22 protein-coding genes and 2 tRNA genes are annotated in these 21,682 nt (G+C 53.2%); 10 read left to right on the forward strand and 14 right to left on the reverse strand.

The window, feature by feature from the left end; all coding sequences use genetic code 11:
- Positions 1-17 precede the first annotated feature (17 nt).
- The 6 genes from OEU85_RS11715 to OEU85_RS11740 all read right to left on the reverse strand — a co-directional run bounded on the left by OEU85_RS11715 (position 18) and on the right by OEU85_RS11740 (position 5,097).
- Positions 18-1,127 (reverse strand): DNA polymerase III subunit delta', encoded by a 1,110-nt coding sequence (locus OEU85_RS11715; RefSeq protein WP_262691665.1) that lies wholly within the window; start codon positions 1,125-1,127, stop codon positions 18-20.
- Positions 1,124-1,771: a dTMP kinase gene (gene tmk, locus OEU85_RS11720; RefSeq protein WP_262691666.1), complete on the reverse strand. Its 648-nt coding sequence runs from the start codon at positions 1,769-1,771 to the stop codon at positions 1,124-1,126. The genes OEU85_RS11715 and tmk overlap by 4 nt, the downstream gene beginning before the upstream one ends.
- Positions 1,768-2,952, reverse strand: coding sequence for a D-alanyl-D-alanine carboxypeptidase family protein (locus OEU85_RS11725; protein WP_262691667.1), 1,185 nt, complete (start codon positions 2,950-2,952; stop codon positions 1,768-1,770). Before OEU85_RS11725 ends, tmk begins: the two co-directional genes overlap by 4 nt.
- A 23-nt stretch (positions 2,953-2,975) precedes the next feature.
- Positions 2,976-3,755: a septal ring lytic transglycosylase RlpA family protein gene (locus tag OEU85_RS11730; protein ID WP_262691668.1), complete on the reverse strand. Its 780-nt coding sequence runs from the start codon at positions 3,753-3,755 to the stop codon at positions 2,976-2,978.
- A gap of 9 nt (positions 3,756-3,764) precedes the next feature.
- Positions 3,765-4,838, reverse strand: coding sequence for a lytic murein transglycosylase (locus tag OEU85_RS11735; protein WP_262691669.1), 1,074 nt, complete (start codon positions 4,836-4,838; stop codon positions 3,765-3,767).
- A 183-nt stretch (positions 4,839-5,021) separates the two neighbouring features.
- Positions 5,022-5,097 (reverse strand) — tRNA-Lys (locus OEU85_RS11740).
- A 159-nt stretch (positions 5,098-5,256) separates the two neighbouring features.
- Here OEU85_RS11740 and OEU85_RS11745 point away from each other — a divergent pair.
- Positions 5,257-6,741 (forward strand): alpha/beta hydrolase, encoded by a 1,485-nt coding sequence (locus OEU85_RS11745; RefSeq protein WP_262691670.1) that lies wholly within the window; start codon positions 5,257-5,259, stop codon positions 6,739-6,741.
- On the opposite strand, the gene tgt is transcribed toward OEU85_RS11745, so the two are convergent.
- From tgt to coaD, 4 genes are all read right to left on the reverse strand, one after another.
- A complete protein-coding gene (tgt, locus tag OEU85_RS11750; RefSeq protein WP_262691671.1) occupies positions 6,742-7,884 on the reverse strand; it encodes a tRNA guanosine(34) transglycosylase Tgt in 1,143 nt (380 codons plus the stop codon). It abuts the gene before it with no gap.
- A gap of 4 nt (positions 7,885-7,888) precedes the next feature.
- Positions 7,889-8,923: a tRNA preQ1(34) S-adenosylmethionine ribosyltransferase-isomerase QueA gene (queA, locus tag OEU85_RS11755; protein WP_262691672.1), complete on the reverse strand. Its 1,035-nt coding sequence runs from the start codon at positions 8,921-8,923 to the stop codon at positions 7,889-7,891.
- An 87-nt stretch (positions 8,924-9,010) separates the two neighbouring features.
- Positions 9,011-9,514, reverse strand: a complete 504-nt coding sequence (locus OEU85_RS11760) for a peptidylprolyl isomerase (RefSeq protein ID WP_394805417.1) — start codon at positions 9,512-9,514, stop codon at positions 9,011-9,013.
- A gap of 65 nt (positions 9,515-9,579) precedes the next feature.
- A complete protein-coding gene (gene coaD, locus OEU85_RS11765) occupies positions 9,580-10,092 on the reverse strand; it encodes a pantetheine-phosphate adenylyltransferase (RefSeq protein WP_262691674.1) in 513 nt (170 codons plus the stop codon).
- 149 nt (positions 10,093-10,241) lie between these two features.
- Here coaD and OEU85_RS11770 point away from each other — a divergent pair, with 149 nt between their 5' ends.
- On the forward strand, positions 10,242-10,874 hold the full coding sequence (locus OEU85_RS11770) for a LysE family translocator (RefSeq protein ID WP_262691675.1): 633 nt from the start codon (positions 10,242-10,244) through the stop codon (positions 10,872-10,874).
- A 49-nt stretch (positions 10,875-10,923) separates the two neighbouring features.
- On the opposite strand, the gene gyrA is transcribed toward OEU85_RS11770, so the two are convergent.
- Entirely contained in the window at positions 10,924-13,677 is a 2,754-nt protein-coding gene (gene gyrA / locus OEU85_RS11775) for a DNA gyrase subunit A (protein ID WP_262691676.1), read from the reverse strand.
- A 243-nt stretch (positions 13,678-13,920) separates the two neighbouring features.
- Here gyrA and OEU85_RS11780 point away from each other — a divergent pair.
- From OEU85_RS11780 to OEU85_RS11790, 3 genes are all read left to right on the forward strand, one after another.
- Positions 13,921-14,010: transfer RNA gene (locus OEU85_RS11780), tRNA-Ser, on the forward strand.
- A gap of 219 nt (positions 14,011-14,229) precedes the next feature.
- On the forward strand, positions 14,230-15,207 hold the full coding sequence (locus OEU85_RS11785) for a 2OG-Fe(II) oxygenase family protein (protein ID WP_262691677.1): 978 nt from the start codon (positions 14,230-14,232) through the stop codon (positions 15,205-15,207).
- Between the two features lie 68 nt (positions 15,208-15,275).
- Positions 15,276-15,725 (forward strand): hypothetical protein, encoded by a 450-nt coding sequence (locus OEU85_RS11790; protein ID WP_262691678.1) that lies wholly within the window; start codon positions 15,276-15,278, stop codon positions 15,723-15,725.
- Positions 15,726-15,731: 6 nt separating this feature from the next.
- Here the strand turns inward: OEU85_RS11790 and OEU85_RS11795 are convergent, their stop codons facing one another.
- Positions 15,732-16,310, reverse strand: coding sequence for a glutathione S-transferase family protein (locus OEU85_RS11795; protein WP_262691679.1), 579 nt, complete (start codon positions 16,308-16,310; stop codon positions 15,732-15,734).
- A gap of 256 nt (positions 16,311-16,566) precedes the next feature.
- On the opposite strand from OEU85_RS11795, the gene OEU85_RS11800 reads away from it, so the two are divergent.
- The 4 genes from OEU85_RS11800 (at position 16,567) to OEU85_RS11815 (ending at position 20,098) form a co-directional block, all read left to right on the forward strand.
- The gene (locus OEU85_RS11800) at positions 16,567-16,905 is read left to right on the forward strand and encodes a P-II family nitrogen regulator (RefSeq protein WP_262691680.1); all 339 of its coding nucleotides are present in this window, start codon (positions 16,567-16,569) and stop codon (positions 16,903-16,905) included.
- A 12-nt stretch (positions 16,906-16,917) separates the two neighbouring features.
- Positions 16,918-18,276, forward strand: a complete 1,359-nt coding sequence (locus tag OEU85_RS11805) for an ammonium transporter family protein (RefSeq protein ID WP_262691681.1) — start codon at positions 16,918-16,920, stop codon at positions 18,274-18,276.
- Positions 18,277-18,456: 180 nt separating this feature from the next.
- Positions 18,457-19,557 carry a ferritin-like domain-containing protein gene (locus OEU85_RS11810; RefSeq protein ID WP_262691827.1) on the forward strand — a complete coding sequence of 367 codons (1,101 nt, stop codon included), beginning with the start codon at positions 18,457-18,459 and terminating at the stop codon, positions 19,555-19,557.
- Positions 19,558-19,918: 361 nt separating this feature from the next.
- Entirely contained in the window at positions 19,919-20,098 is a 180-nt protein-coding gene (locus tag OEU85_RS11815) for a TraR/DksA family transcriptional regulator (protein WP_262691828.1), read from the forward strand.
- Here the strand turns inward: OEU85_RS11815 and OEU85_RS11820 are convergent.
- Both OEU85_RS11820 and OEU85_RS11825 read right to left on the reverse strand, forming a co-directional pair.
- Positions 20,095-20,409: a chorismate mutase gene (locus OEU85_RS11820; RefSeq protein ID WP_262691682.1), complete on the reverse strand. Its 315-nt coding sequence runs from the start codon at positions 20,407-20,409 to the stop codon at positions 20,095-20,097. The genes OEU85_RS11815 and OEU85_RS11820 overlap by 4 nt on opposite strands.
- Positions 20,410-20,491: 82 nt before the next feature.
- Complete coding sequence (locus OEU85_RS11825; RefSeq protein WP_262691683.1) at positions 20,492-21,358, reverse strand: tetratricopeptide repeat protein; 867 nt, start codon at positions 21,356-21,358, stop codon at positions 20,492-20,494.
- A gap of 120 nt (positions 21,359-21,478) precedes the next feature.
- Here OEU85_RS11825 and OEU85_RS11830 point away from each other — a divergent pair, with 120 nt between their 5' ends.
- The gene (locus OEU85_RS11830; protein WP_262691684.1) at positions 21,479-21,661 is read left to right on the forward strand and encodes a hypothetical protein; all 183 of its coding nucleotides are present in this window, start codon (positions 21,479-21,481) and stop codon (positions 21,659-21,661) included.
- The last annotated feature ends 21 nt before the right edge of the window (positions 21,662-21,682 follow it).

Genomic DNA, 21,682 nt, shown 5'->3' on the forward strand with positions numbered 1-21,682 from the left:
AAAACGTATAAACTGGTTCAGGCCCGCACAAGTGAGCCGAGCGACGAAAACAAGTTTATAATAACTTGTTTTCGATCAAGGTTCACCGCATCTGCGCGGATTACCAAGCGGCCCATCTTTTCCCACAGGTCCAGCCAGCGATCAAGCCCGGCGAGAGAGGAAATGCGGAGCATTTCCGCGCTTTCACCTGCCATGATATCGTTTGAGGCAATGCCGCTCGCGCTTTGGCGGATCATACGCTCTAGCCAGTCGAGCAACATGGAGACAAAAAGGCGGTATTCGGAATCGGCCTTGGGCGCAGCGAGGCGACCAGCCAACACATGAAGATCAGGCACATCAAGGCGCGGCAACGCAGTGAGATACCTGGCCATCTGACGGTAAAGCTCCACACCTCCAAGTGAAGCCATTTCCATGGCTCTGCCGGGAGCGCCGGAGGATAAGCGCGCCAATACCGTGAGGTCGTCGGGCGATAACGCTGGGTACTGCGCAGCCAATACGGCACGAACACCATCTTCGCTCAGCGGAGTCAGTTTCAGCGTGCGGCACCGACTGCGGATGGTGGGTAACAGCTTCCCCGGGGAATGCGCTATCAGGATCAGGATGGACCGGGCTGGTGGTTCTTCAAGCAGTTTAAGAAGCGCATTCGCGGCATTTACGTTTAATTCGTCTGCTGCGTCCACGATGGCAATGCGCCACCCGCCTTCGGCACTGGTTTGAGAAAAAAAGCTGATAAGTTTGCGGACATCGTCGATGACAATATCATTGCGAATCTTCCCGGTTTTCTCGTTTTCCGACCTTTCCGCTACAGTGATGCCACCATGCCCACCAGCTATAACGCGCTGCACAACCGGATCTGCCGGTTTCACATCAAGCGTATCGGCAGCGGCGGATTGAGCATCAGCAAACAAACCGGAATTTGAGGTGTCGCTGGGCTGTGCCGCAAGGAATTTGGCGATGCGCCAGGCCAACGTGGCCTTGCCAATTCCTTTAGGCCCGCTGACAAGCCAGGCGTGATGCAGCCTCTCGCCATTAAAGGCCTGAAGAAACTGACGTTCCGCCGCTTCATGCCCAAAGAGCTGCATAGTCGTGCGGGGATGCAGCAATGCTGATCTTTCAGGATCACTCATGATTTTAGATATCTGTGTTCTAGAGCATGTAGTATTTCGCCCTGCAGGCTATCGATGTCCTTGTCCGCGTCTAACAATATGCAGCGAACGGGTTCTTGTTTTGCAATGCCTAGAAACGCTTGGCGCAAGCTCTCATGGAATTTGCGATCCATACGTTCAAAGCGGTCTTCCATGTCCGATTTTGCTCCCTCGCGCTCAAGCGCGCGCGACAGGCCAACCTCGACAGGTAAATCAAGAATGAACGTCAGGTCTGGCTGCATTTTTCCAAACGCAATGGTCTGGATTTCCTTAACTCGCTCCACCCCTACGCCACGACCTGCCCCCTGGTACGCAATACTGGAATCATAAAATCGGTCGCAGAGTACCCATTCACCGCGGGAGAGCGCTGGGCGGATGGTACGTTCGACATGGTCTGCACGAGCCGCCGCCAGCATAAGAGCTTCACTGATAGGTAGCCAGCGGTCCACATCGCCTTTCAGTAGCAGGTCACGAATGAGTTCTGCGCCCGGAGAGCCCCCAGGCTCACGGGTTAGGCATACGGTCGCCCCTTGCTTGCGAAGCCAATCAGCGAGAAGGCGGATCTGTGTAGACTTTCCGGCTCCCTCCCCGCCTTCAAACGTGATGAATCTTGCCTTGCCGATCATTTCTCCGGCAGGTCCGGCTTCTCGGCACCGGCCGAACCAAAGAGCATATATTCGAACGCCGCTCCGATGCGGCCAAGGCCGCCAACTTCCTCAACATCTTCGCCTGCAAGTAGTGGAGTGCGGAAGGCGGGGCGGTCGGGCATCTCGATCACCAACTCGCCGAGAGGCGCGCCTTTTTTGATCGGGGCTGGTGCAGGGTTCATATATTCAATCTTGACAGACATCTGAGCCCTTTGTCGCCGGGACATGGTGATGGCGACATCGGTTCCAACTACCATTGGAACGGTGGCATCCTGCCCCAACCAGACCTCGGCGTAGTCAACCGTTTCACCACTGCGGAAAAGTGGATAGTGCTCAAAATTCCGATAACCATATTGCATCAGGCGCGTGCTTTCTCGCATGCGCTCATTGGCGGAGGAAAGACCCGCCACGACAAGAACCAGGCGGCGGCCATCCCGTTCAGCTGACGCTGCCAGCCCATATCCTGCTTCTTCAGTGTGGCCTGTTTTCAGGCCGTCTGCACCAGGGAAGCGACCAAGGAGCGGGTTTCGGTTATGTTTGTTGCGCTCAAAGTCCTTGTACAAAAATTCGCGTTCCGAGAACATCGGATATAAGTCGGGGAAATCTGTGGAGAGATGAAGTGACAAGTTGGCCAGATCGCGTGCCGTCATGACATGGCCGTCCGCCGGCCAGCCGTTTGAGTTCTCAAAATGACTGCCTGCCATGCCAAGCTCGGCGGCTTTTGCATTCAGCCATTCGACAAATACATCCTGTGATCCCGCCATATGCTCGGCCAGAACAACGCAGGCATCGTTGCCGGATAGGACAATGATGCCACGCAGCAGGTCGCTGACGGTAACGACGTCACGAGCGCGCAGGAACATCGTGGACCCCCTGTTGTTCCAATCACGCCAGGCTTGGTCAGAAACAACAACTTCATCTTCCAGTCGCATAGTCCCGTTTTTGATGGCTTCGAAAGCGAGATAAACCGTCATCAGCTTACTCATTGACGCGGGTGGAAATGGCGCATCAGCGTCCTTTTCAAATAGAATGCTGTTGGTTGACGCATCCAGTAATATGGCGTGCTCGGCTGGTGTTGCCATCTGGGCACGCAGCGGAGCGGCAAGTGCCATCAGGCTGAATGTAATTATTGTTAGTGTCGCTTTAAGCTTGCCAACCATTGTATTCCCTTGATCTTGTTCTGTTACCGCACGGAATCGCTGAAAATCCGCGCCTCATAAAACCCATCGGCGACCACTCGGTCAAGTTTCTGCTCAGCCAGCAGCTTTTCCTTGAACGGCCCTAATCGTACCCGCCAAAGGCTCTTGCCGTTGCTATCTGTTTTGTCCAGCTGTGCATCGTGGCCACTGCGCCTCAGGCGTTTTAGCTGGATCTCGGCATTCTCTCGCTGGCTATAGGCTCCCACTTGAATGTAATGGTTACCAGCCGAGGTGCCGCCGGCGTAAGTCTGGTTATTGCCTTTTGGTTTGACGATCTTACCATTCTCATCGAGCGCTTGCACCCGTACCTTTGTCACACCTTGCTTGTCGAAACCGAGAAGTTGGGCTCCACGTCGGGAAACATCAATAATGCGACTTTTGACAAATGGTCCACGGTCATTGACCCGCAGCACGATTGAGCGACCGTTCTCAAGGTTTGTTACCTTGACAAACGTAGGCAATGGTAGGGTTTTGTGGGCGGCGGTAAGCGAATTCATATTGTATTGCTCGCCGTTCGCTGTTCGTTTGCCGTGGAAGTCCGGCCCGTACCAGGAGGCATATCCCACTTCGTCGTAATAAGGATCTTCTTTAGGGTGGTACCAAACGCCAGCGACCTTGTATGGGTTACCTACCTTACGGGCGACCCCCTGATCCCCAACGGGCAACTCTCCATCATGGGGCATGCGGCCACGGGGCCCGACCTCGCGTGAGCCAGAGGAGCACGCGGCTGTAAGTAGAAGTATCAGCAGCAGGATGTAACGCATTTTACCGACCTATTTGCTGATGGCGTCAGAAAGCAAGCCAACCGCCAGTGCGTATTTGAAGGATGGGTTATATCGCATGATTGAGCAGAAGTTGCCATAAACCAGATAGCCCTCGTCATCTCCCTCGTCCGCGACGACCAAAGCTGCTGGAATTGACCGAGAAGGAAGGTCTTTGCCAGTGATGCGGCGAACGCCGAGTTCCTGCCATTCCTCTAAATTGCGCCAAGCACCGAGGCTTTTATAGGCCTTGCATGATCGCGCGGGAGTAACACCGTCCGACTGGTCCGCCTGCAAGGACTTTTCGCCACCTTTTGGCAACTTTACCTTACGCCCCCACGTTTGGCTGTTATCCCAGCCATATGATTGTAGATAATTTGCGATGGAGGCAAAAATGTCGACCTTATTTCCCCAAATGTCTCGGGTTCCGTCCCCATCATGATCAACAGCGTATTGAAGATACGCCTCAGGCATGAACTGGGGCTGCCCCATCGCGCCCGCCCACGAGCCCTTCATAGCCTCGTATGAAGCATATCCCTTGTCGAGAATCTCGAGAGCGGCAAAAAGCTCCCGGCGGAAACGGGCCGCCCGCCTCTTGTCATACGCAAGGGTGGCCACGGCATCAAAAACCGAATAGCTGAGAGGCACGGTGCCATAATTTGTCTCAATACCCCAGATGGCGGCAATGAAGCGGCCCTGCACGCCATGTGTATCGGCGACCTTCTTTAGCGCCGTCTCATGCTCGACCATCATGGTGGTGCCTTTATCTTTACGCCATTGACTGACCCTGGCGTTGATATAGGCGGCATAAGGTTGCTTAACCTCCGGCTGGTTCCGGTCACGCGTAATCACTCGTTCGATCAGCGTAATATTGGGTAGGACCTTGTCCAGAGTGGCAGCACTAATCCCACGCTCAAGCGCTTCAATTCGAACGTCGTCTATCCAGGCCTTGAAGGCAGCGTTCTCTCCGGAGGGGGGGGCGGCCTCCTCTGTTTCGGCCTTCTGTGCTTCGGCGTGCGGCGCGCCGACACCGACAAGCAAACAGGACATCAAAAATATATGATAAAAACCACGCCCAATCTGCATGTGGTATCTACTCCTCTCCCGGGGTGCTTATAATGCGCTACACTTTAGGCCGTAGCACCTGCTAAAAACAAGGCTAGAAAGGAGGCTTTTTCGGGGCGGTAATCCATTTGGCTATTGCACAGCGAGGTGAAACTCTGAATTAAATAAAAAAGGCCGACGCGTATGGCGTCGACCTTTTTGAAATGGTGAGCCCGACAGGGTTCGAACCTGTGGCCTACTGATTAAAAGTCAGTTGCTCTACCAGCTGAGCTACGGGCCCACTTTTCAGTGGTTTCTCGGGGTCTTCCCCGGGAACGCGGCGGACCATAGGGCGATCATTCGGGACCGTCAAGCAAAAGAGTCAAAGAAAGTGAATTTTTTCTGACACCCTTGTTTTTCCTCCTGAAAATTGTGGCGGCACACAAAGAATATTAGGCTTATGTCTATGAAGAAATTAATAACAATCACGGCGCTTACGACATGTTTTCTGTTCGGATATTTCACCGCAGGCAGCGCTGCCAGTGATCCCGATAACACAAATAAAATACCTGCCTGCACGGCCGACTTATATCGCAATGCGAAAGCGGTCTTTCGGTGTGTCTGGTCAAAACACGATATAAAACTTTTTGTGATTCCCGCGCCGACGGGTGGTGCTGCCAATCCACCCGTGCTTTATATCCTTGGCGGACCGGGTGGCCGAGGCGAAGTGCATGTTGGCCACATGGGGTTATTGGCGCAGCGTTTGAACCGTGCAGTGCTATTACCGGATTCGGCTGACAGCTTTCCCTCTCTTGATTGTCGTAGAACTGATCTGGACGACGCTCACTGGGGAATCTCCTCGAAACCGGAAGACGCTGTTTTTTATACGCGCCCCATGCAGCAGAGCCGACTGGCGGCGTGTCTCGATCAGGTTGACCTTCGTGGTGACGTTCTGGCCAGAATATCTACCGAAGCGCAAGCCGACCGCCTTATGGAGCTCCGAGAGACCCTTGGCACCAATCGGTGGGTCGTGATGGCCGAATCATATGGCGCCCGTGTTGCGCTAGCACTCGTTGAGAAAGAGCCGGCAAGTATTGATCGGCTTATCCTTGATTCTCCTGAAACTCCTTGGGTGGAAAGCTTCTGGCACACGGGACAAAATTTTCACGCGTCGCTTGAGCGTCTGAGCGACTTCTGCCGAAATGAATATCTATGCCCTGCGATGCGTCTGCATCTGGAAGAACGAATACCTGCACTTATTTCAGTTTTTAACCGCGACATGGTAGAGCCACTTGCGTTACGCGACCTGTATTCGCGGGAAGTGGTGGCCTATGCACGGCCGACGCAGGAACAGCTGCTAATCACTGCATTTATGGCGCTGAGGTCACCCCAGCGGATGGAATTGATGCCCTATATCGGCGCGTCCAATAACGACGAAACGTTGAAAAAAAGGTTTGGGCTACTTTTAAGCCAGCTTCTCAAGCCGGGTGGTAGCCTGAATGTTGGGTTCCATCACGGGGTAAGGTGTAGCGAACTTCCCCTGGCCAGATGGTATGAGGCGCTTAGTGTGGACATTAAACAATATCCGGAATTAGCGCCCTTTATCGAATATCTGGATTGGCGGCAAAAATTTGTGTGTGACACAATAGGCATAAAGTCGCCTCTGAGCTTTCAGCCGCCGCAGATGCCTACGGTACCAACCCTGATTCTATCGGGAGGACTTGATCCTGTCACACCATATAGCGCCGTAAAGGGTGCTTTTCAGGGCTCCACCAATGCCGTTCATCGGCTATACCCCCCGCTTGGCCATATTGTGCATAGTCAGGTTGATTGTGCGCTTGCTGACGTCGTAACATTTGTGAACTCGGAAGCCCCCCCCGAAGAAAGTACCTGCCGCAAAAAGGATCTTGAACTTAAATTTTATACACCCGTTATGAAGCGGTAATTACAGTGGTTCGATATCCCCCTCGGCATATCCGACCCTGAAATCATTTGCGTAGGAGGTGAGGCGGCTTTCCGCGATAGCTTGTCTGAGGCTTGCCATAAGGTCCTGATAAAATTGCAGATTGTGCCATGTTAGAAGCATGGCCCCCAAAATCTCGCCCGCCCGGATCAGGTGATGCACATAAGCCCTGCTATATTTCGTGCATGCCGGGCACGCGCACGCGTCACTAATGGGGCGAACGTCATCCTTGTGCCGGGCATTTTTCAGATTGATGGCCCCCCCCCAGGTGAAGCCCTGCCCCGTGCGCCCAGACCGGGTGGGGAGCACGCAGTCAAACATATCTATCCCACGTTCTACGGCGCCAACGATGTCGTCAGGCTTTCCAACCCCCATGAGATACCGCGGGCTCGCCTCGGGCATGCGCGGCATGGTAAAGTCCAGCACCTTGAACATGGTTTCCTGCCCCTCACCTACAGCCAACCCGCCAACGGCGTAGCCGTCGAAGCCGATGCTTTGCAGTGCGTCTATCGATCGGAAACGCAGGTCGTCATAAACACTGCCCTGCACAATGCCAAACAGGGCAGAACGCGCGGCGTGCTCCTCGCCGCTGTTAAAACCTTCCCGCGACCGCCTAGCCCACCGCATTGAGAGTTCCATGGAGGTTCTCGCTTCGTCGTACGTTGCCGGGAACGGCGTACATTCATCAAAGCTCATCACAATGTCCGAACCCAGCAGGCGCTGGATTTCCATTGAACGTTCCGGGGATAACAATATCTTGCGTCCATCCAGGTGAGACTGAAAGGTCACACCCTCTTCGCTCATTTTCCGGAGCTGCGTCAGGGACATAACCTGAAATCCACCAGAGTCAGTCAGAATTGGCCGATCCCAATTCATGAACCTGTGCAACCCTCCGAGATGGTCCACCCGTTCCGCGGTAGGCCTGAGCATCAAGTGATATGTATTGCCCAAAAGGATATCCGCGCCTGTCGCGCACACATTTTCAGGCAGCATTGCCTTGACCGTACCCGCTGTGCCGACAGGCATGAAAGCAGGGGTGCGAATTTCGCCGCGTTGCATTTGGATAACGCCGGTACGAGCTGCGCCGTCTGTCGCATGGATATCAAATTGGAACCTTGTTTTCATCACATCAGTCCTTTGCCGGGAACAGAAGGCTGCTATCCCCGTATGAATAGAAACGGTATCCGCCATTGATTGCCGTTTCATAGGCATTTCGCATGGTTTGCATGCCCGCGAATGCCGATACCAGCATAAACAGGGTCGAGCATGGCAGGTGAAAATTGGTCATCAGCATGTCGACCGCTTTAAAGGTGTACCCTGGGGTAATGAAAATGTCGGTGTCACCGGAAAAGCAATGGATGACACCCTGATCGTCGGCGGCGCTTTCGAGCAAACGTAAAGACGTCGTGCCAACAGCGATTATTTTTCCGCCGCGCGCACGTGCTGCATTCAACTGGGCAGCAACTTCAGGCGTTATTTCGCCCCACTCACTATGCATCCTATGATCTTTGGTGTCTTCCACTTTCACGGGTAGAAAAGTTCCTGCCCCGACATGAAGGGTGACGCCCAGGCGTTTTATGTTTTTTTGATCAAGTTTTTCAAGCATACGCTTGGTGAAATGCAGACCCGCTGTTGGCGCAGCTACCGCGCCATCCGTACGGGCAAAAACGGTCTGATAATCTGACTTGTCCTGCTCGTCGACCGGGCGTTGGCTGGCGATATAAGGTGGCAGCGGCATCACGCCATGGCTTTCAAGTGCGTTGCTCATCTCAGACTGAGGGACGTCAAAGCGTATTGTGCGCTCGCCTTCCGCACCAACGTCAATAACCTCAGCCGTCAGGCCGTCAAAATCGAGAGTGTCGCCAAGCCGGCATTTTTTTGCAGGTTTGGCGAACGCGCGCCAGATAGTTTCACTTTCGCGTTTATGCAGCGTCAGTTCAACCTTGGCTGCACCTCGTTTGCCAGTAAGACGCCCCGGGATAACCCGTGTGTCGTTAAACACAAGCACATCATCCTCGCCTAGATAATCGACAAGGTTCAGCACACCGGTATCAATCAGGCACTCAGGCTTGACCACAAGCATACGTGCCGCATCCCTTGGGCTGGCAGGCCTAAGGGCGATATTCTCGCGGGGAAGATCAAAATCAAAAAGCTCTACGTTCATGTCGCGGGCTTTTATAGAATAACGCGTACTATAACAAGAAAAAGGGCGCTTCAGCGGCGCCCCTTTTCAAATTACTATTGGTGCTTCCTACTCGTCGACGTCCGCTGCTATCCGCATCTTAACAATTTTTGTCGGCTCCGCAGGAGGTTCGCCGGGCGCAATCGTATCAACAAATTCCATTCCGCCGATGACACGACCCCAAGCCGTATAATCGCCGTCGAGGAAACCGGACCGGTCAAAGCAGATAAAAAACTGGCTATCCGCACTGTTGGGATCTCCGGCACGCGCCATTGAGACAGTCCCACGAAGGTGCGGCAGGTTATTGAATTCGGCGTTTATGTTCTGGCCAGAACCACCGGTGCCCGTGCCGGTCGGATCGCCTGTCTGGGCCATAAAGCCGGGGATGACGCGGTGAAAGATGACTCCGTCGTAAAATCCCTGGCGGACAAGTTCCTTAATTCGCGCCACGTGATTAGGTGCCACATCGGGACGCATCGCAATCACGACGCGGCCTGCTTCAAGATCAAGATACAGGGTATTTTCTTTGTCCAGCTCAAAGGCTGTTGATGTCTCACTCATCAGGCCCACCATTGTTAGAAAGATTACGAAGAAACGCTTCATCATTTACTATGCCGCTTTGTTAATTGTCTGAGCATCTATTGCCTGCTTTCGGCTACTTTTTTGACTACAGCCTCGGCAACCTCGTTAGGTACGAAGCTTGATATTTTTCCGTCATACCGTGCGACTTCCTTAACAAGTCGAGACGCAATAGTCTGATATTTTGGGTCTGCCATTAAAAAAACCGTCTCGATATCGGGGTTGATCTGATAATTCATCCCCGTCATCTGGAATTCATATTCAAAATCCGCAACCGCGCGCAAGCCGCGGATAATGATGTCCGCACCAACACGCTCCGCAAAATGCATCAAAAGCTCATCAAACTGCGCGACCTCAAACTGGACGCCAAGTTCTTCCGCAAGCGGTCTCGCTTCACGATCAACCATTGCCACCCGTTCTTCAAGGCTGAACAAGGGATCCTTACTGGGGTTCGTCGCTACGCCGATGACGAGGCGGTCTACAAGGCGCAAACCACGCTTGATAATATCAAGGTGACCATTGGTGATCGGGTCAAACGTTCCCGGATATAGTCCCACACGTTTTCTTGCCACGATGCCTCCCCTAACTCAAACCGGGTTCCTGACCGCTTTGCCCTCGGCAAATGCAGGAAAGAGTTTGCTTGAAACGAACTTTGCTGCAACATCCCCGAATATACGTAAAAAAACAAGGCCCAAGTGGCAAAATCGCGAGGAAGTTCACTGTGTTAATTGTTGACCCTATGCTCTTTTCACTGTTTGTCCTCGCGGTTTTTATCCTTGTCTTGACGCCCGGGCCGGTTGTCAGCCTTATTATTGCCGAGACATTAAACGAAAGCCCCAAGCATGGGTTCGCGGTTGTTTTGGGCGCGGGTATTGTCGCCGTTGCGATGCTTGCTCTCTATATGATGGGATTTTCGGCGATCATCGTATTGCTCTCGGACGATATATTGACCGCTATTCGCTATCTTGGGGCTATATATCTCATCTATCTGGCGATAAAATCTTTTCGTAGTACTCCCGATACACCGAACGCCGTGGCACTCAAGGTTGAGCGCACGCCGATCAAAGCCTTCAGATCTGCGATGCTGGTCGCGGCAACAAACCCAAAAGCGATCCTCTTCTTCGCGGCATTCTTTCCGCAATTCGTCTCGCCTGATTTGCCCGCCATGCCGCAGTTATTAGCACTTTCCACAACCTTTGCCCTACTGGCACCTATATTGGATTCATGCTGGGTCTTGGCGGCGAGTGCTGCACGCCCGTTCCTTGCGAGGCAGGGATCGATACACCTTATTGGCAGGGTATCGGGAACAATCCTTGCCCTTGGCGCCGTATGCTTGCTATTTTTCAATAAATAAGGCTCACCTCTTACATGAAGAAGCGAGCCTTATAATATGATATATAAACTTATTCCTGTTCGGGTTGGGCAGGCCTTTCCACAGCCTCCTCGACTGTAGGAGCTTGCCCCTCCGCCCCTTCTTCACCAATAGTTTCCTCTTCTTCCTCAGTTTCCTGAAGCTTGGCGACTGAGACTATCTGTTCCGTATCCGCGACTTTAAAGAGGGTTACGCCCTTGGTGTTACGGCTGGCAATCCGGACATCATGAACCGGCGTGCGAATAAGTTTGCCATGATCTGTGACCATCATTACCTGCTCGCCAGGTGAAATTGGGAAAGCGGCGATCACGTCGCCGATCTGTTCGCGCAGCCGGGCATCGGATGGCACGTTCCAGATACCCTGCCCGCCACGGTTGGTAAGGCGATATTCGTGGCTGCTGGTTCGTTTGCCAAAGCCATTACTTGTGACGGTAAGGATGAACTGTTCGCAGGATTCCAGCTCAGCCATGCGCTCATCGCTTAGTGTCTGCTCACCAGGTTCAGTCTTCCATGGCGCAGCCTTGAGATAGGCGTCTCGCTCTTCTGTCGTCGCGTCGGTGCCATTGATGATCCGCATCGAGACAACTTCGTCTCCTTCGCCGAACTTCATACCCCGTACGCCTGTGGACGTGCGCCCGGCAAAAAGGCGGACGTCCGTTGTCTTGAAGCGAACTGCACGTCCTCCTTTCGCGGCAAGCAAAACGTGATCATCTTCCGTGCAGACGTCAACCCCCACCAGCTTGTCGTCCTCGCTTGAAAAGCGAATGGCAATCTTGCCGTTAGACATCACATTAGAGAAGTCAGACAGCTTATTGCGACGCACGGTCCCATATGCGGTTGCAAACATTACCTGCAATTCGCCCCAGCTTTCCTCGTCTTCCGGCAATGGCAGAATAGTGGCAATCGTTTCATCCTGCTTAAGAGGCAACATGTTGATGACAGCTTTGCCTTTGGACTGTGGATTCCCAAGCGGCAGCTTCCAGACCTTCATCTTGTATACCTGACCAAGGTTGGAGAAAAACAGCACAGGTGTATGAGTGTCAGCGACAAAAACGGTAGAGAGGAAGTCCTCGTCCTTCGTTTGCATGCCGGACCGGCCCTTACCGCCGCGCCGTTGGGCACGATAGGTGCTGAGTGGCACTCGTTTGATATAGCCTGTCTGGGTAACCGTCACGACCATATCTTCCCGTGCTATCAGGTCTTCATCATCAAAGCCCATGATGGCATTAGCGTCAATCTCGGTACGGCGTGCATCGGCAAATTCGGCCCTAACAGCCTCAATTTCACCGCGCAATACCTCAAACAGCTTCTCGCGGGACTGTAGGATGGTCAGATATTCGCGGATAGCAGCAGCCAACGTCTCCAACTCGCTACCAATTTCATCGCGGCCCAGTGCTGTCAGGCGGTGCAGGCGCAGATCGAGAATGGATTTGATCTGTACCTCTGAAAGTTGGTAGGTGCCGTCTTCATTAAGGTGGTTGGTCTCATTGATAAGCTCAAGATATGGTAGTATCTCGGTCGCGTCCCATTTGCGGGCAGCCAATGCCTCACGGGCTTCCGCAGGCGATTTTGCGCCGCGGATAGTTGCAACAACTTCGTCGATATTGGCAACGGCAGTTACGAGACCAAGCATGATGTGCGCGCGGTCGCGTGCCTTCGCCAGTTCATATTTGGTCCGGCGTGTAATGACTTCCTCGCGGAAATCGATAAATGCCTGCAGAACCTGTTTTAGAGAGAGCTGCTCCGGCCGGCCGCCATTCAGCGCCAGCATGTTGATGCCGAAACTCGTCTGAACCTGTGTGAAGCGGTAGAGTTGGTTCAACACCACCTCAGCCACGGCGTCCCGCTTCAGTTCAACAACAACCCGAACACCGTCGCGGTCACTTTCGTCACGAATATCCGAGATGCCTTCAATGCGCTTGGTCTGCACACATTCCGCAATCTTCTCAATCATCGAGGACTTGTTTACCTGAAAGGGTATCTCGGTAATGACGATAGCCCAGCGGTCCTTGCGGATCTCTTCAACCGTGCTGCGGCTGCGGATCGTGATGGACCCTTTACCGGTTTCATAAGCTTGACGAATACCACCGGCACCCAAAATGATGCCTCCCGTCGGGAAGTCGGGCCCCGGGATGTGTTCCATCAAACCCATGGTGTCGATGTCGGGGTTGTCGATCAGTGCGCAAACGCCGTCGATTACCTCACCAAGGCTGTGCGACGGAATATTTGTCGCCATGCCCACAGCAATGCCCGTGCCGCCATTAACCAGCAGGTTCGGGAAGCGCGCAGGCAATACGACCGGCTCGTGCTCACTTTCGTCGTAGTTTGCCTGAAAGTTGACGGTGTCCTTGTCGATGTCCGCGAGGATCATGGACGAGACTTTATCCATCCGGGCTTCGGTGTAACGCATGGCTGCAGCGCTATCGCCGTCCATCGAGCCAAAGTTACCCTGCCCGTCAACGAGCGGCGCGCGCATGGAAAAGTCTTGGGCCATCCGCACCAGGGCGTCATAAATCGCGCTGTCGCCATGCGGGTGATATTTACCCATCACGTCACCGACAATACGTGCGGACTTGCGGAACGGCTTGTTCCACTCATATCCGTTTTCATGCATCGAATAGAGGATACGACGGTGCACTGGTTTTAGGCCGTCCCGCACATCAGGAAGGGCCCGCGATACGATTACGCTCATGGCATAATCGAGGTAGGACGCCTTCATCTCGTCTTCGATGGTTATTGGCTGGATGTCTCGCTCTTCCGGCGTAATGGGTGTGTTGTCGCTCACCAGCTGCAGCCCTTTGTCTTCATGGCCGGGATTTCGGCCTTACCTAGAACATATAGCCCACAAGATCTATGTTACCCCCGAGATCTTGTGGAAAAGATAGTCCTGTCTATCAATTCCCCATGGCTGGCGCAAGGTATCTGGCGATGAAAATCGTGTACTTTTTCCAATTGTTTACAATTGCACTGGACGAATTGAAAAACTGCCGCTAAAACGCTCGCCTGATCCTAGCGTTCATAAGTCCCCGGGCAGGTGGCAGAGCGGTTGAATGCACCGGTCTTGAAAACCGGCAAGGGTGCAAGCCCTTCGTGGGTTCGAATCCCACCCTGCCCGCCATATGAACCCACTGGGGGCTACTGCGACATCGCTTGTCATGCTGCTGTGTCGCTTTGGGAAGTGAACGGCCTCACAATGACCAATGCCAAAACGCTTGAATGGGGGGAACCTGCGCCGTATTTCAGCGCACCTGCCCCCGTCAATCCGAGGTTCGATTTTTCTTCCCTTGCCGGGCGATTTGTTGTGCTCGTTTTCTTTGGGGATAGCAAAATAGCCGGAATGTCAGATGCGCTATCAGAATTTGCTACCAAGGTTATTCCGCGCGATGACAGTATCTCGGTGTGTTTTGGGGTGACGTCGCGGGCGTCTGATAGAGAGGATACCACTGTTCTCTCCCGGTTTCACCGGTCGCGTGTGTTTCTGGACGCAGACTGGGCTATAGCCCGCAAGTACGGGCTGGTCGCTGACAATAACGAGGATGGCAGGGCTGCGTTCAAGCCAACCTGGTTTGTCCTGGACCCCACGTTGCGCGTCTATGCGCGCGGGACCATCGCGGAAATAGACCGATTGGCTGCGCTTGTTCAGCAACTACCACACCCCAGTCGGCATGCCGGTGGAGTACAGGAGGCTTGGGCGCCCGTGCTTTTGGTGCCCAGAGTGTTACCACCTTCCCTTTGTAAGGCACTAATTGATTATTATAATCAACATGATGCTTACGAGAGTGGGTTCATGCGCGCGGAGGGCGACAAGACCGTCGGCGTCAATGACACCAGCTTCAAACGTCGGCAGGACGTAAATATTGACAGTGAGGAGTTGAGAACCGCTCTACGCGTGTCAGTTTCCCGACGGCTGTTGCCAGAGCTGAAGCGGGCGTTCCAGTATGACGCCACGCGGGTGGAACGCTATATTGTCGCCTGTTATGACAGCAAAACGCAGGGTTTTTTTAGAGCACACCGCGATAATACAACGCCGGGGACAGCACATCGCCGTTTTGCGGTGACAATTAACCTGAACGCCGAAGGGTTTGAGGGAGGAGAGCTCCGCTTCCCTGAATATGGCAGCAGAACTTACAAGGCGCCAACCGGTGGGGCGGTGGTTTTCTCATGCTCGTTATTGCACGAGGCTCTGCCTGTCACGAGCGGCGTTCGGTATGCGACCTTGCCTTTCCTCTATGGGACACAAGATGCTGAAACACGGCTGCGCAGCAGTAGCAGTGTTGTTGATGCAGAGCGTATCACTACTTCTAAAGTGACATAACTTCTTGTTCAGCCTGAGTTAAGAACCCATCATGGATAGTGAGGGTGTTCTTATCGGAGATGACAACAATGAAACTGATGACCTCACTATTTGCCGTTTGTTTTGCGACGTCAGGCCTTGCACCTGCGTCGGCAGATGCGGCAGACGATAAAGAAATCTGTCTGTACTACGGCAACGTCGGAGCGGCGGCAGTTGATTTCCTTCTTCCCCTGAAGCTTCAGCAGGTTGTGGACATGATCAGCGGCCGCGATCAGGCATTATTGGAAAAGATGAATAAAAGCGTTGAAGGCGTTGGGAATGCCAAGGTCAAATCAGCGATGAAAAAAATTGGGGATGACGCGGCCGAGCATCTTGGCTCTTCTGCCGGGTTCCTTTCATTTCAACTAATTATGACTGGACAGGCTTCGACGCCACAGGAAGTTTTCTCGGTGCTATACCGTGGTTGCTCGGAGACGGGTCCCGAACGGATCGTTGAAAATCAACGTAAAGCAGCCGAGAGCATGCCAGAGCCAGAATAACGCCGACTATATATTCAGCTCCCCCTTGGCGAGCGCGAGCCATTTGCGAATATGAGGGCGATGTTCCAGGGTAAAACCGCCCTCTTCCGCAAACTGGGTATAGGCAAGCAGGGCAATATCCGCCAGTGTAATCTGGTCGCCGACGAACCAGTTTTTCCTGGTGAGGCAGGCTTCCATCATGTCGAGTGCGGCATTGCCTTTCTCGACCAGCTGCGGGCTAATCTCGCTGTCAGGTAGATTCTTGAATGTTCGTAAAAACCGAGCCACTGCGATAGTTGGTTCGTGGCTGTATTGCTCCCAAAACAACCACTCATCCATTTTGGCGGCAAGCCAGGCATCACCGGGTATTAAGGCGCTGTTCCTAGCCAGGTAGCGCATTATCGCGTTGGATTGCGCCAGAATTCTTCCATTACCAAAATCGACGGTAGGAATCTGCCCTGCAGGGTTGATCGCGAGAAACTCTTTGCTTCGTGTTCGGCCTGAAAGTACGTCAATTTCGGTCCATTCATAAGGAATAGCGAGCGTATCCGCTACATACTTCACCTTCAGGCAGTTTCCAGACCTCGTGTCACCGTATATTTTCATCTGTATTCCTCTGCGCTGTCCACCTCGTAAAACAGAAAGCTATCACTGTTGAGGCGAATTTATTGCCGATGTTTTCCCGATTATTGGATAAGTTTTTCTTAGTGATTAAATTTTAAGCATGTCCTATTTTTTGTGCATTTTGTTGCTTGCTATTTGCGCGGTATCCTTAATAAATCATTGAAATATAACAATTTAATAAATTGGCATGGAAGCTGCTCTCTAGGCTGGAAAATATATCCAACTATAGGGAGCGATTATGAAATATGTCATAGCCATTATTAAGCCGCACCGGCTTGATCCTGTCCGTGATGCCCTCGCCGAGATCGGTGTCAACGGTATGACCGTTACCGAAGTGCAAGGTTATGGCCGGCAACGTGGTCAAAAAGAAATCTACCGTGGCGCCGAATACGAGGTGCACTTCCTACCAAAAGTGAAGTTGGAAATTGCAACTGACGATCCTGTCGCCGAGCAGGTTGTGGAAGCCATCCAGCAAGCGGCGCACACCGGTCAGATCGGGGACGGCAAAGTCTTTGTCCTGGACCTCAATCAGGTAGTCCGTATTCGGACCGGCGAAACTGACGCCGCAGCCCTATAAGGAGTTTTACTCATGGTGGATAAATTTATGCCCAAGAAACTATTGCTTGCCGGTGTCGGCGCAATGCTTTTGACCGTCCCTGCCTCGGCAGAAGTGTCCGGCGAGTCGGCTTATATCTTTAATACGCTTTTGTTTTTGATCGGTGGCTTCCTTGTGATGTGGATGGCGGCTGGTTTTGCGATGCTTGAGGCGGGCCTCGTCCGCTCCAAGAACGTGGCTGATATTTGTGTGAAAAACGTAGGCCTTTATGCCCTTGCCTGTATCATGTGGATGCTGATGGGTTACAATCTTATGTATCAGGACGTGTCCGGCTACTTTGGTACGTTCTTTTCGCTCTGGTCGCCCGATGACGCTGCAGCCTTGGCTGAAGAAGCCCAGCATGACCCCGCTGGCTATGCTGCGGGTTCGGACTTCTTCTTCCAGATGGTATTTGTGGCTACAACGGCTTCCATCGTCTCGGGTACCGTCGCGGAACGCATTAAGTTGTTTCCCTTCTTCATTTTCACCGCTGTCCTTGCAGGCCTGATCTATCCTATTCAAGGCTCATGGGAATGGGGTGGCGGCTGGCTGAACTCAGAAAGCTTCGCCACGACGTTTGGTGCCGAATTCTCTGATTTTGCCGGTTCGACGCTCGTGCATTCCACTGGTGGCTGGGCGGCGCTTGTTGGTGCAATTGTTCTGGGCCCTCGTCTTGGTCGTTATACCAAGGAAGGTAAGGCGCGCCCAATGCCGGGTTCAAGCTTGCCGCTTGCCACGCTGGGTACCTTCATTCTGTGGCTTGGCTGGTTCGGCTTCAATGGTGCATCGCAGCTCGCGCTGGGCAGCGCGGCCGACGCTATATCCGTTTCAAATATCTTTGTGAACACAAATATGGCGGCCGCTGGTGGCGGGTTCGCAGCAGCGATCGTCACCAAGCTGGTTTACAAGAAAGTTGACCTGTCAATGGTCCTGAACGGTGCTTTGGCTGGCCTTGTATCCATCACGGCCGAGCCCTTGACGCCCTTACCATTGTCAGCGTGCCTGATCGGTGCTGTAGGCGGCGTTCTTGTGGTCTTCGCGGTGCCGTTTTTCGACAGGCTCAAAATCGATGACGTTGTTGGTGCAGTGTCTGTTCACCTTGTTTGCGGTGTCTGGGGCACCCTTGCTGTGGCGATCACCAACCCGGGCACCACATTTATGGCACAGCTTATTGGCGTTCTTGCAGTCGGCGCATTTGTCGTTGCAACAAGCGCAGTCGTATGGCTTGCGCTGAAATACACACTGGGCATCAGGCTCAGCGAGGAAGAGGAAGAAGTGGGATCTGACCTCGCGGAACTCGGCCTTGAGGCCTACCCGGAATTTGGTCGCGGCTCGCAAAAACTAAGCGCGTAAGACCAATCCTTTTCAACCTCGGAGCCCTTCTCTCCCTGGTCAACTCGGCAGCCGCAATTTGCGGCTGCCTTTTTATTGGCGTTGGCTTTTATTATGCTATTGACAATATTGTCACTTATTAGCTTGTCCGAACAGGTGATGTTTTATAGACTATAGCGTCTATAAATGACTGTGCATGTGATGACGGGAGGGGAATCCATGGCGCTAGATCCGCTTTATGCAAATGCAATTGAAGATTCGGCCTGGGAAGTACCTCAGGATTTTGAGGCGCTGTTCAACTGGCAATATAGCGATGACCGGAAAGATCTTCTTGGTCTGTATTCAAAGGGCAAGACGATGCAGTGGGACACTGACGCCCGTATCGACTGGTCCCATGAGTTAAACCCTGACAACCCGCTGGGTATCCCAATAGAATATTTTCCGCTTTACGGTGCCGACTTTTTCATGAGGATGTCGCCCAAGGAGCAAGGAGAGGCGTTACGTCACCAGGCAGCCTGGAGCAATTCCCAATTTTTGCATGGGGAACAAGGTGCATTGATTTGCAGCGCCAAGATCGTCACAAACGTACCCGATACCGAGGCCAAGTTTTATGCGGCCACGCAGGTAATGGATGAGGCTCGGCATGTGGAGACATACAAGAAGCTGGTCGAAAAAATTGGCCTCGCCTACCCGATCACAGGTCCGCTCAAAACCTTGCTTGATCAGGTTCTGCGGGACGGCCGCTGGGATATGACTTATCTCGGTATGCAGGTTGTGATTGAAGGCCTGGCGCTTGCTGCGTTCGCAAATATTCGCGATCATGGAACAGACCCTTTGGCTTCGGCGGTCAATGCCTACGTCATGCAGGATGAGGCTCGCCACGTTGCCTTTGGGCGTCTTGCTCTGAGAGAATTTTATCCACAGTTGACGCAGCATGAACGTAATGAACGTGAGGAATTCCTCATTGAAGCCTGTTATCTCATGCGCGACCGCTTCCAGAACAAGGAGGTATGGGAGACCCTGGGATACCCGATGAAGGAATGCCTTGAGTATTTGGAGAACAGCGAGGGCATGAAGATGTTCCGCACCAACCTTTTCAGCCGCATCGTACCAATAGTGAAAGATATCGGCCTCTGGGGCGAAAAAATTCAACATGCCTACGCTCAGATGGGCATCCTTGGCTTTGCCAACATCGATATCGATGCAATGCAGGCCAATGATATGGCCGTTGCGGAGGAGCACGACGCGCGCCGGGCACATGTAGACGAAATGATGGAACTGGGGCAAAGCGCGGCAGAGTAGACGCAAATAAAAGCCCAGAGGGCGATGGGGGTAAGCCCTCTGGGCTGGATGAACGCGGCACCGAAGCCCCAATTCATCTTGGGCAATTATACACCTTGCACAAGATGAATTGAAACCTAATAATTCTTACCCATTACCATACCTTGTTGGGCTGCATCAGGTGTTGATGCCGCACCGTGGGACCGTTTTTGGGCAGGAGGTCAATGTGCCGGATAAACGCGAGTGGGAACGCAGGCTCCTTGCCATGAAGGGAGAGCTCAAAGCACTGGATGACGTGTCGAGTGAGGCACGTCAGTCTGTCCAGCTAGACCAATCCCGTGTTGGGCGCCTCTCTCGAATGGACGCACTTCAGGGGCAGGCTATGAACAACGCTATTGCCGTGCGCCGTCGCCAGGCTTTACAGCGGTTGGATGCCGCTCTTAAGCGCTTGCGCGACGGAGAGTTCGGGTATTGCCTCGAATGCGGAGAGGAAATTGCATTAAGGCGTCTTGAGCTTGACCCCACCGTTACCTTTTGCACAGAGTGTCCAAGTCGCACTTAAGCTTTAGGCTTCGTCGCTGCACAGACATTGACATCATCCCAGACATCAAATTCATGAGCGATGCTCCATTCGATCAAATGTCTGTATATGTCCTCAATGTAGGCTGAGTTGCCACCCAGACTGTTCGCAGTCCCCATAGCCTTTGAAACAACGTCCTCAATGCGCCATTCATCCCGTACGGCATCACGCTTGGGTTTGATATGGCCCGCCTGCTTGATGTATTCGAGGCGTTCAAGGAGGAGTGGGACGATCAAACGGTCCACACGGTCGATTTCCGCCCTGACCTCAGACATATTCTGACACTGTTTCAACAATACTATCCCACTTAAATTGAACGTTGTTTACGGCGCACTGTTACCCCGCGATGCCTATGTGGGCAAGGGGCATATTGCCTCATGGTTGCTTGAGGCGTGTGATTGCTTCTTTGGGGATGCGGTCAAACATCAAAGCTTCCGCCTGCTCTTTTGCGCTTAATCTTGGCAGTAACTGATAATAGGTGCGCAAGCTGTTCGCTTCCTCTGCGGACATGGCGCTCTTTGCGATATGCAGTGCGGCATCCCTTTGTCCGGACAGCGCGTATATTGCCGCAAGGCTGCGCTGTGCGGGCAATTGCCCATCCGGGCGGTCCATCGCTTTTCGCAGGAGGGCGACCGCGCTGTCAAACTGCCCCTCAATGGCATAAGAAAACGCTAGGTGCTGCAGCGCTTCCGGGTTTGTAGGGTCCAGCTTCAGAGCCCGATCAAAATAGGTGCGCGCCTCTTGGTTGTCACCGCCAACGTACGCCAGGCGACCGGCCATATCATAGGCTGCGGGGCTTTGGGAAATGTCAAGAAGGGGGCGGAACGTTTCTGATGCACTGCGATAGTCACTCATCGCTATCTGGGCTTCGGTTAAAGCCATGCGTACGCTTTTTGATTGCGGTTGCTCCCTTATCAGTATCGTCAGTGCCCTCACACTTGCCTCAGGCTTTCCCAGGGGAGTTTGGATGCGGGCAACGGCGATACGCGCAGACAGGAGTTCGGGTGCGGCAGCCAGCGCCTGCTGGTAAAGGACATAGGCACCAGCGTAATCGCCGGCTTTCTCGAACCCCTCCCCCACCTTGACAAGGCCTTCTGGGTTATTGGTTGCGAGATTGTTGCGCGCGTAGGCAGATAGCGGCCCCACGTCTTCGGTCGCTCGTTTTGAGGGGCCACCCGATGTACAAGCCGCAAGGGCAAGGCACAGCAAACACGTAGAAATTTGACGATTTAGCAGGTGCATGGAAACTCCTGAAACTGGCCCAAACGCTTTAAACTTTGGCTTTGACCGCATTTAGTGTATAGTCATAAATGTTGAGAGAGCGTGTGTCATGGGTAAACACACGCGGATGGAGCAAAATATATGGATATTCAAGGCGCATCCACCGCGAGCAGTGCTGACATCGTTGCAGCCGGTCGTTCAGGGTCACTTGAGTCATCTGCGACGGAACGTAAGGCTGCGGATGATTCCGCTGTTGAGCGTAAAGAGGCCGAACCTTCTTCTACCGGTCCTGGCGTAGGTGAAAAAGTAGACATTCAAGCGTAAGACCTGCTTTCAGGTCCTACG

Origin of the sequence: Kordiimonas aestuarii, assembly GCF_025574465.1 — a bacterium.
Taxonomy (GTDB): domain Bacteria; phylum Pseudomonadota; class Alphaproteobacteria; order Sphingomonadales; family Kordiimonadaceae; genus Kordiimonas; species Kordiimonas aestuarii.

Excerpts from the sequence above, each read along its gene's own strand:
- OEU85_RS11825 (WP_262691683.1), bottom strand. The coding sequence starts at position 21,358 with ATGCACCTGCTAAATCGTCAAATTTCTACGTGTTTGCTGTGCCTTGCC.
- OEU85_RS11715 (WP_262691665.1), bottom strand. The coding sequence starts at position 1,127 with ATGAGTGATCCTGAAAGATCAGCATTGCTGCATCCCCGCACGACTATG.
- queA (WP_262691672.1), bottom strand. The coding sequence starts at position 8,923 with ATGAACGTAGAGCTTTTTGATTTTGATCTTCCCCGCGAGAATATCGCC.
- OEU85_RS11760 (WP_394805417.1), bottom strand. The coding sequence starts at position 9,514 with ATGGTGGGCCTGATGAGTGAGACATCAACAGCCTTTGAGCTGGACAAA.
- OEU85_RS11795 (WP_262691679.1), bottom strand. The coding sequence starts at position 16,310 with ATGAAAATATACGGTGACACGAGGTCTGGAAACTGCCTGAAGGTGAAG.
- OEU85_RS11790 (WP_262691678.1), top strand. The coding sequence starts at position 15,276 with ATGAAACTGATGACCTCACTATTTGCCGTTTGTTTTGCGACGTCAGGC.
- OEU85_RS11815 (WP_262691828.1), top strand. The coding sequence starts at position 19,919 with ATGAACAACGCTATTGCCGTGCGCCGTCGCCAGGCTTTACAGCGGTTG.
- OEU85_RS11735 (WP_262691669.1), bottom strand. The coding sequence starts at position 4,838 with ATGCAGATTGGGCGTGGTTTTTATCATATATTTTTGATGTCCTGTTTG.
- OEU85_RS11725 (WP_262691667.1), bottom strand. The coding sequence starts at position 2,952 with ATGGTTGGCAAGCTTAAAGCGACACTAACAATAATTACATTCAGCCTG.
- tmk (WP_262691666.1), bottom strand. The coding sequence starts at position 1,771 with ATGATCGGCAAGGCAAGATTCATCACGTTTGAAGGCGGGGAGGGAGCC.
- OEU85_RS11810 (WP_262691827.1), top strand. The coding sequence starts at position 18,457 with ATGACGGGAGGGGAATCCATGGCGCTAGATCCGCTTTATGCAAATGCA.
- OEU85_RS11800 (WP_262691680.1), top strand. The coding sequence starts at position 16,567 with ATGAAATATGTCATAGCCATTATTAAGCCGCACCGGCTTGATCCTGTC.
- tgt (WP_262691671.1), bottom strand. The coding sequence starts at position 7,884 with ATGAAAACAAGGTTCCAATTTGATATCCATGCGACAGACGGCGCAGCT.
- OEU85_RS11730 (WP_262691668.1), bottom strand. The coding sequence starts at position 3,755 with ATGCGTTACATCCTGCTGCTGATACTTCTACTTACAGCCGCGTGCTCC.
- OEU85_RS11785 (WP_262691677.1), top strand. The coding sequence starts at position 14,230 with ATGTCAGATGCGCTATCAGAATTTGCTACCAAGGTTATTCCGCGCGAT.
- OEU85_RS11805 (WP_262691681.1), top strand. The coding sequence starts at position 16,918 with ATGGTGGATAAATTTATGCCCAAGAAACTATTGCTTGCCGGTGTCGGC.
- OEU85_RS11830 (WP_262691684.1), top strand. The coding sequence starts at position 21,479 with ATGGATATTCAAGGCGCATCCACCGCGAGCAGTGCTGACATCGTTGCA.
- OEU85_RS11745 (WP_262691670.1), top strand. The coding sequence starts at position 5,257 with ATGTCTATGAAGAAATTAATAACAATCACGGCGCTTACGACATGTTTT.